The organism is Bartonella sp. AD328YNZD (assembly GCF_042196425.1).
On sequence record NZ_JBHIQG010000270.1, the window covers coordinates 1 to 3,264 of the forward strand.

General features: G+C 40.0%; 5 protein-coding genes and 1 pseudogene. All 6 read left to right on the forward strand.

The window, feature by feature from the left end; translation table 11 throughout:
- A partial coding sequence (locus tag ACFIO3_RS10435; protein WP_375704427.1) for a DUF1465 family protein occupies positions 1-228 on the forward strand: 228 nt, incomplete at its 5' end.
- 117 nt (positions 229-345) lie between these two features.
- Positions 346-474 (forward strand): hypothetical protein, encoded by a 129-nt coding sequence (locus ACFIO3_RS10440; RefSeq protein ID WP_375704428.1) that lies wholly within the window; start codon positions 346-348, stop codon positions 472-474.
- Between the two features lie 1,300 nt (positions 475-1,774).
- A complete protein-coding gene (gene ruvC / locus ACFIO3_RS10445; RefSeq protein WP_375606543.1) occupies positions 1,775-2,290 on the forward strand; it encodes a crossover junction endodeoxyribonuclease RuvC in 516 nt (171 codons plus the stop codon).
- A gap of 13 nt (positions 2,291-2,303) precedes the next feature.
- A complete protein-coding gene (locus tag ACFIO3_RS10450) occupies positions 2,304-2,456 on the forward strand; it encodes an OB-fold domain-containing protein (protein ID WP_375606542.1) in 153 nt (50 codons plus the stop codon).
- 13 nt (positions 2,457-2,469) lie between these two features.
- A complete protein-coding gene (gene ruvA, locus ACFIO3_RS10455; RefSeq protein ID WP_375606541.1) occupies positions 2,470-3,084 on the forward strand; it encodes a Holliday junction branch migration protein RuvA in 615 nt (204 codons plus the stop codon).
- Positions 3,085-3,097: 13 nt separating this feature from the next.
- Positions 3,098-3,264 (forward strand): annotated as a pseudogene (locus tag ACFIO3_RS10460) (Holliday junction branch migration DNA helicase RuvB); the annotation flags it as partial.

Below are 3,264 nucleotides of genomic sequence, written 5' to 3' on the forward strand. Positions count from 1 at the left end.
GAAATTGTAAAAGTATCTCTTCATACACCGACATTGGAACTTGAAACCCATCATTGGCATGAATTGCCAGAAACTTTTCGCCAATTTGTTTCTCATTCATTGCGTTTAGAAGCGCGCATAACCTATTTGCGTGCTGGGTGGGAAACTGCGGCCTCCTGTACCTTAGAAGATGATAATCCAGTAGGAAAACAAATCGAATTGCTCAAAACAGCCTTTGGGCGTTCTTAGAGGTACTCCCCTTATTTTGCGCGAAGGGAAAATATCATCAGAACAAATAAAAAAAGAAATTGTAAAAGTGTCACTTCATACACCGACATTGGAATTTTTCCCTTTTATTGGCATGAATTGCCAGAAACTTTCCGCCAATTTATTTCTCATTCATTGCGTTTAGAAGCGTGCATAACCTATTTGCGTGCTGGGTGGGAAACTGCGGCCTCCTGTACCTTAGAAGATGATAATCCAGTGGAAAAATAAATCGAATTACTGAAAACAGCTTTTGGGCATTCTGAGAAAAATAGCTCCTTGCTTCTTTCTTGAGATATTTAGAACAGTATATCCATTTTTTACAACCAAAATTTCACAACGAAAACCAATCTAGAGTGCTTTTTTCTACCTAATTTCTATTTGAGCGTAGGAAATATCTTGAGTTTATAGCTGAGAGAGGGATAGGTATTGATTTCGAATTATGGCATGGAATAGGGTATGGTTGGTTTTGTGGGAAATTGACTTTTGTTGATTGCAGCTGGAACACTTTCTGTTGATCTATCGTGTGATTTTGTTTTGGCTCTGATAATGATCTGGCTCTAAGATAGAGCAGGGGCTTATACATCAATTTATTTATGGCTCTATAATTTATACCTATAAAGCTGCTGTAAAGTGTGTGTTAATGAGGATGATACACATTGTTACAGTTTTTGGGCTTCTTTTGTTTTGAATGGAAGTTATTTTCCCTCGTGTAAAATAAAATATCCAAAATAAAGTGCCATATAATGAATGTCCCATGGGTTCCCTGTGCCCCCATACAATGTTCCTCTCTATGCAATGTCATTGTGGTGTGATGAGTATATTCAAAAACACCTCTCAGTTCTTATTCACATTCGTTGAGCCTCTCTCATTTTTATGCTTGCAAAGGAAAAAGCCGGCACTATCATCATCTTTGCCAGTCCCCAATGTTGCAACAGCCTTTGAAACTTGAGACAATTCATTAGAGGCATTTTTAGTCCTGTCTTGTACAGTTTCACTCTATACGGCAATCCCACGTTTCATATGTAAGCGAATGGTTTTGATTGATTCAAGATAAACAGATTTGTAATGAGAAAATCTTAGGATATTCGGGATTCTTATGCAACATACAAAATAATTAATTATCTTTATAAATCAACGTGTTGCCTTGTTATGGTGGCGTCATGCTATAATGTAAAAAGTTTTCGTAAAGTGTGTACCATCCATTGCATAGCCTCTTTACACTTATGAATGTACAATCCAGAATTCTCTATTTGCTCGCTTGCGATGTTTAACCGTTATGGCATTGGATATGACCATAGAAAGGGAATTTTTATGCTTTAGAGGGTGTTTGCTTGTGATGTGTGAATGGTTTTGATTGATTTCAGTTATGCTTCATAAAGTATGTACCATAAAGATGCTGTTCGTTGCGTGTTATAATTGTATAAATTTGGAGGTATGATTATCTTTTTACTGGTTTTGTCTTGGGTTGCTGTTTTCTTTGTGGTCTTGTCTTTATTCACAAGGGGGAAAAGTGTATAGACTGTAGTTTATGGCAGAGACGATTCGTATTATAGGCATTGATCCCGGATTACGGCGTACAGGGTGGGGCGTTATCGATGTTGCAGGTAATCGTCTTCAGTTTATTGCAGCAGGGACGGTTTCTTCTAATGCACAGTGTGATCTGGCTTCTAGACTCTGTCAGATCCACAAAGGTCTTTCAGAGATTATGCATCAATTTATGCCCCATGAAGCCGCTGTAGAACATGTGTTTGTCAACAAAGATGCTACAGCAACTTTAAAACTTGGGCAAGCGCGTGCGATTGCGCTGCTGGTTCCTGCGCAAGCAAACCTTCCTGTTTTTGAATATGCCCCTAACAAAGTGAAAAAATCGGTTATTGGTGTTGGACATGGGGCTAAAGAACAAATCCATATGATGGTAAAAGTTCTCCTCCCACGGGCTGAATTTGATAGCAGTGATGCGGCTGATGCTCTTGCTCTTGCTCTTTGTCATAGTATGCATCGTAAGAGTATTGACCGATCTTATCAGGCAAGGATGGCGATATGATTGGGGTGGAAGCATGATTGGCACATTAAAGGGCACTCTTGAACATATCTTTGATGATCATATTCTTCTTGATGTTTATGGTGTGAGTTATGTTGTTTTTGTGTTGAATTGGTGTATGCATTATCAGAGTATTGACCAATCTTATCAGGCAAGGATGGCGATATGATTGGGGTGATAACATGATTGGTAAATTAAAGGGCACCCTTGAACATATCTTTGATGATCATATTCTTCTTGATGTTCATGGTGTGAGTTATGTTGTTTTTGTGTCAAATCGTCTGCGTCCTTCTTTACCCTCTGTTGGGGAGGCGTTAAGCCTTTTTATTGAAACGCATGTTCGTGAAGAAGCAATTCGCCTTTTTGGTTTTGCTACAAGAGCTGAACAGGAGTGGTTTTGTCTTCTACAAAATGTTCCTGGAGTAGGGGCAAAGGTTGCTTTGGCAATCTTGGGGACTTTATCGCCAGATGAACTTGCTCAGGCTATCGCTTTAAATGATGTTGCGATGATTAGTCGAGCGCCGGGCGTTGGTAAAAAAGTCAGTGAAAGGATTGTGGGTGAACTGAAAAGTAAAACACTTCCCTTTGAACAAGCTGTCAAAACTATTTCGGTTCCTCAGCGTGAGATAACCAATCAACCTGCGCATGATGCGCTTTCCGCATTGATGAAGCTAGGGTTTGAACGGGAGCAAGCAGCTCGCGCTCTTGCTCTTGCGATGAACGCTCTTGAGGGCGAAACTGTTTCTTCTGCCCTGCTGATCCGCCATAGTCTCAAATTGCTTTCTTCTCCTACTTAAAATTAAGGTAACAATGCATAAAGATGAAGATCAACGCCTTCTGGGTTCCGCCCCCCTTCCTAACGATCCAGATCGTTCCTTGAGGCCACAAGTTCTCGATGACTTTATTGGTCAAGAAGCGGCACGGGCTAATTTAAAAATATTTATTGAAGCAGCAAAAACACGGCAAGAAGCGCTGGA